This window comes from Candidatus Obscuribacterales bacterium (assembly GCA_036703605.1).
GTDB lineage: Bacteria > Cyanobacteriota > Cyanobacteriia > RECH01 > RECH01 > RECH01.
On the sequence record DATNRH010000410.1, the window covers coordinates 1 to 6,311 of the forward strand.

The window sequence follows — 6,311 nt, forward strand, 5'->3', positions numbered from 1 at the left end:
GAACTGCTGGCGATCGCCACCACCCTGTCCGGCGTGCGCAACCTGCGGCGCGTCATCGATGCCCATGCTGCCGTCCCGACGTTAAAAACCCTGGTCACCGATCTGCGCACCTATCCGGAACTGGAGCAACAGATTCACCACTGCATTGACGATAACGGTCAGGTCACCGATCGGGCAAATCCTGCCCTGCGCGGCATTCGCGACAGCATTCGCAGTTTGCGCAGCCGCATCTACGACCAATTACACCAGGTGCTCAACCGTCACGCTAATGCGGTGCAGGAGCCGGTGATTACCCAGCGGGGCGATCGCTTCGTGATTCCCATCAAAGCGCCCCAAAAGGATGCGGTGCCTGGCATTGTCCATGATGTATCGGCTAGTGGCGCGACGCTTTACGTTGAGCCTCAAGCAATTATCAATCTGGGCAACCAAATCCGGCAGGCTTGGCGACAGGAGCGCGTGGAAGAGGAAAAAATTCTGCGAGACCTGAGTGCCGCTGTGGCAGCGGTGAAGCCGGATCTCGATCATCTGCTGGCGATCGCCACCCTGCTAGACCTGGCCATGGCTCGGGCCCGCTACGGTCTGTGGCTGAATGCCAACCCGCCCCGCTTTGTTGAACCTCAGGACGAAGCGGTGGTGCTACGGGATCTGCGCCATCCTCTCCTGGTTTGGCAACAGCACCATGAGCAGGGCCCCGAGGTGGTGCCCATTAGCCTGACGATTCAGCCCCAAATTCGGGTGGTTGCCATCACCGGCCCTAACACCGGCGGCAAAACCGTCACCTTGAAAACCTTAGGACTAGCTTGCCTCATGGCCAAGGCCGGTCTCTTTGTGCCAGCGCGGGAACCGGTGGAAATTCCCTGGTTCCAGGCCGTGCTGGCCGACATTGGAGACGAGCAATCCATTGAGCAAAGCCTGTCTACCTTTTCGGGGCACATTCGCCGTGTGGGACGGATTTTGGAGGCGATCGCCCCCGAGACTACCGCTCCCGAGACTACCGCTCCCGAGACTACCGCCCCCGAGACTACCGCCCCCGAGTCCACCGCTCCTGAGTCTAAGGCTCCCGATGCCGACAATGCCGCATCCCTGGCCAACGCCCTCGTCCTGCTGGATGAAGTAGGAGCTGGCACCGATCCCTCGGAAGGCAGCGCCCTGGCCATTGCCCTGCTGCGCTACCTGGCGGATCATGCCCAGTTGACCATGGCCACCACTCACTTTGGTGAACTCAAAGCCCTCAAGTATGACGACGATCGCTTTGAAAATGCCTCGGTGGAATTCAACGATCAAACCCTGTCCCCTACCTATCGCCTGCTCTGGGGCATTCCCGGCCGCTCCAATGCCTTAGCGATTGCCCAGCGCTTGGGGCTAGATGTTGGCATTATCGATCAAGCCAGGGCATATGTCGGTCTAGCTGGCGCTGATGACGTCAACCAGGTGATTTCTGGCCTAGAAGCCCAGCGCCGCCATCAAGAAGAAAGTGCTAACGCCACTGCCAAACTGCTGCGCCAAGCCGAACGCCTCCATGACGAAGTCTCCCGGAAGGCAGCCATGCTCAAGGAACGGGAGCGGGATCTGCAGCAGCAGCAAGAGCAGGCCATTCAAGCCACGATCGCCCAAGCGCGGGAAGAGATTGCCCAAGTGATTCGCCGCCTGCAGCGCGGTCCCCAAACGGCTCAGGCGGCCCAGCGGGCCACCCAAGCCCTCCAGGGTATTGCCGAGGAGCAGCTCAACCCTACGCCCAAGCCGCCCAAACCAGGCTTCCGTCCCCAGGTGGGCGATCGCGTCCGCATTCCCAAGCTGGGGCAAACGGCCGAGGTGCTCACTCCTGCCGATGAGGATGGCGAACTGACCGTGCGCTTTGGCCTGATGAAAATGACTGTCTCCTTAGCGGATGTGGAATCGCTGCAGGGCGAAAAAGCAGAACTGCCTAAGGCAAAACCTGCGCCTGCTCCGCCGCCGCCGCCCCCCGCTCCTGCTGTCCGAACATCTAAAAACACGGTCGATATTCGCGGCAGTCGCATTATGGATGCGGAGATGGTGTTGGAAAAAGCGATCGCCCAGGCAGCAGCCGGCCCCCTGTGGATTATTCACGGCAAGGGCACCGGTAAACTCCGGGCAGGGGTGCATGAATTTCTGAAGCAGCATCCCCAAGTGACATCCTTTGACCTAGCGCTCCAATCCGATGGCGGTGCCGGGGTGACCGTTGCTCAGGTGAAGTGATTGACGGTATTGCCCTGCTGCCATAACTCCAAGTTCAAGATAAGTAGATAGACTTAAGCAAATAAAGCTAAGTAGCCGGATTTCGGCTACGCCAGCCCCTTTCTCGCCAGGATTTGAGCCTGAGCGATGTCGAAATGCTTGCCCTATAGCTCGTCCTCCCACTTATTGGACAGGAGATCGGTCATAATGTATCGGCAAGACTACTTGAAACACAGTACCTTTGCCAATCTGGCTTGACACGTCAATATGTCCACCATGTAAATCGACAAAGCGCTTCACAATATTTAAGCCTAGTCCCGTTCCGGCAATATTACTTACATTACGACCTCGATGAAACGGCTCAAATAAATAAGGTATATCTTCAGCAGGAATGCCAATCCCTGAATCAGCAATGTGAAACGTAACTTGATCGTGATATTTAACGACTTTAAACAGAATGGGAGCGGGTTCTGGTGTGTAGCGCATGGCATTCGATAGAATATTGGTCAAAATTGAATGCACCATGCATTGATCTAACGTGACGATCAATCGTTTGTGGCGGCTTATAAATTGAATTCGATTTTCGTGGATAACCGGTGGGCGATCGCCCCCAGATGCCAGCAACAGCTCTGAAACCACGTCCTGACAGAACGATATCAGATCAAACTGGCGGGGTTGAACCTCCATGCCTTTCGCTTCTACGCGACCAATGATTAAAATGGCATCGATCATCTGGGTCATGCGTTCAACATTATCTTGAATACCCAAGAGATAGGCTGCCTTTTGATCGCCCGTCAGTTGATGGTCATAGCGTCCAAGCGATGACACCGATAGCAAGATATTATTCAACGGATTACGAAATTCATGGCATACCATGGTCACGACCCGCGATCGCAGCTCACTTAACTCCTTAAGCTGCTCATTGGCCTGCTGCAGTTCTGTGGTGCGATCGCGTACCCGATGCTCTAACTCTTCATTGGTGCGCTGTAGTAATGCTTCTGCCCATTTGCGCTGGGTAATATCGCGAAAAACAACAACGGCCCCAACGAGCTGACCCTGCTCATCCCGTATCGGTGTGCTAATGTATTCCACCGGAAAACAGGTGCCATCTTTGCGCCAGAAAAACTCATCGGATACACGGTGAACAATGCCATCTTGAAAGGCTGCATAGATAGGACAATCCTCGCGTCGATAGGATCTGTGATCGGGATGGGAATGGTGTAATACTTGGTGCATGGATTGACCCAGCAGTTCTTGAGGATGCCAACCGATCATCTGGGCAGCGGCTGGATTTACAAAGGTTGCATGACCTTGTAGATCAACGCCATAAACACCCTCACCAATGGCATTTAAGATCAGCTCTTGCTGTCGACGCAGATGGTTAACCGTTGACTCGGCTAAGGCAAGTTGCTCTGATCGCATCAGGCGCGTGTAGGCAATAAAGAAACGGTGGCGATCGCACACACCAGCACCATCCGGTGTCAGCACAACCACGGGTTCCTCCGATGCTTCCGTGGATTCCTGAGCTAGGAGGCCGTCGATCGCGTCTTGCAATCCAGCCTGTGCATCAATTGCCACATAGTTACAAACGTGATGCCAGCGCTCTGTATCTTCGATGAGGCGCTGGGAGCCTGGGGCATGATCGGCAAGCAGCGATCGCCATTGTACCCACTGCCGTCGAGCCACCATGGCAACTGGCATGGTGGCTGGAGAGGCGACCGGATCGATGAGCAGCACACCTAAGGCTTGGGGATGGTTTTGGAAAAAGACGTCAAGCGTCTGAACTGTACAGTCCTGCGGCAACACATGACGCTGAATATCCAGCGTAGAGAGGATCGTGCCCACCATCGACGTTGATGGTACGGTTGTATCGCCAAGCGATCGCGATGAAGGCAAGGGCAATGGGTCGGATAGATCCAGCGGCAAACGAGAATAGGAAGGCATAGAACCGCCAACGAGTGCTAGATGGGAAAGGCTATGAGTTTTAAGCGTCGCTGGCGCTGAGATTGATCGATCCCTAAGGCAGCATGTTCATAGCGCCAAGGTTCTGACCATATGGTAGCCTTTTACACCACAAACATACCCCCAAAAATCCTATCAAGGAATAGGCAAGACCGCCATCTTGTTCAGCCATGGGGTTGTCTATAGGAGAGTGAATCACTGCAAACTAGTCAGCCCATTGCGTAGATATTGACTTAATAGACATTAACCTGCAAAGAGCAACGTAGACATTAACCGGCATTCAACAGCGATCGCCATGAAAAAAATCCTAGTGATTGAAGATGAAGTGCAAACCCGTGATATTTTTTCGCGTTGTTTACACTTTGAAGGATTTTTTGTTTTAACGGCTGCCAGCGGCAGTGCAGGAGTTGAGCTAGCTCAGCAACATATCCCTGACCTGATTGTCTGTGACATTATGATGCCCGATATGGATGGCTATCAAGTGTTGTCTATCTTGCATCAAACCCCCGAAACAGCCGCCATTCCCTTTATTTTTCTGACGGCAAAGGTCACGATGGCTGATCTACGCCAAGGGATGGAGCTAGGAGCTGATGATTATTTGACGAAGCCCTGCACCGTGGAGCAACTGCTGGCAGCGATCGCCACTCGTCTGGAGCGACAGGATAGGCTCAAACGTTGGTATGCTGCAGAAGCTCAACCTCAAGACTATGATCCAGCCACAAGCTCAAACTCCATCTTTCCTGATCATCCAACCCTGAATCCGGTTTTCCGCTTCATCGAAGCCCATTACAATCAACCCATTCGACTAACCGATGTTGCCCAAGCCGTTGGCTATTCTCCAGCCTATCTCACCAATTTGGTACAAACCCAGACCGGGCGAACTGTCAAACGATGGATCATTGAGCGACGCATGGCTCAATCACGCTATCTGCTAGCCACGACCAACCAAACCGTGAACTCTATTGCAGAACAGGTTGGCTATGCCGATGCTAGCTACTTTGTACGCCAATTTCGCCAGTGCCACCACACGTCTCCCCAAACTTGGCGAAAAACCGATCAGGCTCAAGCAGCGGTTTCTTAGCTAGGTGACTAACCTATAGGTTGATATACAGCATGGTTAATCATCTCCCTCAGCTATCAGTTTTGTAGATCTCTTGTCTCTGTGGCTCATCCCTCTTTTCACTTTGGAACATCTAACGAGAACATCAGGTTTTGATCTCTTTATTTCTGAGAGTGCTCAAAGAGGGATGATATCAAATTCTGTGAAATACCCAGTGTTGGGAACCCTGTATTGAATCCCCCGCTTCGCCGCCTCCTTATCAAGGGGGCGGTTAATTCTTGGGTTCCACCATCACCTTTGATGAATTGCGGATCAACTGGACTTGATAGGAGGTGAAGACTTGAAACAGCCAGTCTCTTTTTGGGGACTTGGCTAAGTTTCTGTATCATTCAAGTCATTTTCTAATCTTTATATCTATTTGTGAGCATATAGTGACGTATAGCCTGTGTAATCAGGATTCTGTCGCATCATAGCTACCGTTACCGAAAGAAAGTCCTATGTTTGCGAAAAAAGTTTCAATGCTCTCTCCCATCAGGCTTGATAAGTTAGGCCCATGAGTTTTAAGCTGCGCTGCAGCCTAGGGATGCGAGTCTAATCCACGCATTGAGTCAGGTGAGTTTTGCTATGACAGTTTCTACAAGAGCGTCTGAGTCCATTGACGCCCGGTGCTATTGCGGTGGCAACCATTTGCCACAGGATCACTGGGAGTTTTTGGAAAGTATGCCAAATAATCCAGCCGACTGGGTAAGCGATCTGGTGAAGATGGGGGTCTACAGGTCCGACTCTCTTGATCTAGCCAAGACTCTTACCCAAGTTGATATGCGAGAAGCGCTACTGCTGAAAAATATCAGTGGTGGCAACCCGGCACGAGAACAGTTCTGCCGTGACTTGATCAAAGAAGCTGGTGGGCTAGATCAAGCTATGGCAGCAGCCTTTGGCGTTAATGCTGTTGAGTTTTTTGGCAATACAATCCGCAATGGTGATTTTAGCCGTCGTGAATTCTTAAAGCGGGTGGCTGTTGCTGGGGCATTAGTTGCTATGGCAAGCTGTTCTCAGGATGCTAGCCAATCTGGAGGAACAGATGCTGAAGCTG

At 52.7% G+C, this 6,311-nt stretch carries 4 protein-coding genes; 3 read left to right on the forward strand and 1 reads right to left on the reverse strand.

Features of this window, described 5'->3' with window-relative positions; all coding sequences use genetic code 11:
- Nucleotides 1-2,217, forward strand: a 2,217-nt coding sequence (locus V6D20_08455) for an endonuclease MutS2 (protein ID HEY9815812.1), incomplete at its 5' end; no start/stop codon positions are given.
- Between the two features lie 162 nt (nt 2,218-2,379).
- Here V6D20_08455 and V6D20_08460 read toward each other — a convergent pair.
- Entirely contained in the window at nt 2,380-4,140 is a 1,761-nt protein-coding gene (locus V6D20_08460; protein ID HEY9815813.1) for a PAS domain-containing sensor histidine kinase, read from the reverse strand.
- A 313-nt stretch (nt 4,141-4,453) separates the two neighbouring features.
- On the opposite strand from V6D20_08460, the gene V6D20_08465 reads away from it, so the two are divergent.
- Entirely contained in the window at nt 4,454-5,239 is a 786-nt protein-coding gene (locus V6D20_08465) for a response regulator (protein HEY9815814.1), read from the forward strand.
- 603 nt (nt 5,240-5,842) lie between these two features.
- On the forward strand, nt 5,843-6,311 hold a 469-nt coding region (locus V6D20_08470), incomplete at its 3' end, for a twin-arginine translocation signal domain-containing protein (GenBank protein HEY9815815.1).

What these genes read in the sequence shown, in the direction of transcription:
- V6D20_08460 (HEY9815813.1), bottom strand. Translation starts at nt 4,140, where the DNA reads ATGCCTTCCTATTCTCGTTTGCCGCTGGATCTATCCGACCCATTGCCC.
- V6D20_08465 (HEY9815814.1), top strand. Translation starts at nt 4,454, where the DNA reads ATGAAAAAAATCCTAGTGATTGAAGATGAAGTGCAAACCCGTGATATT.